The 250-nt window shown below is 70.4% G+C and carries 1 protein-coding gene; it reads right to left on the bottom strand.

The window, feature by feature from the left end; translation table 11 throughout:
• On the bottom strand, window positions 1-250 hold a 250-nt coding region (locus tag DN069_RS37585), incomplete at both ends, for a hypothetical protein (protein ID WP_133260180.1).

Below are 250 nucleotides of genomic sequence, written 5' to 3' on the forward strand. Positions count from 1 at the left end.
AGCCGCGCGGTGACGTCGACGAACAGCCGTGCGCCCGCCTCGTGCATCGCGACCATGGCGGTCAGCTGCCACATGGACAGCCCCAGCGGCCTCATCGCGTCCGTCATCATCTGGCCGTGACCGACGGAGACGTAGACGTGGTGGTCCGCGTCCTCGGCTCGGGGGACGGGGAACAGGGTCGTGATCGGCCGGCTCTGGACGATGTGGAAGCCGTCGTCGGCCAGGCACCACTCGACGTCCTGCGGGCGGC

The organism is Streptacidiphilus pinicola, from assembly GCF_003258295.1.
Classification (GTDB): Bacteria; Actinomycetota; Actinomycetes; order Streptomycetales; family Streptomycetaceae; genus Streptacidiphilus; species Streptacidiphilus pinicola.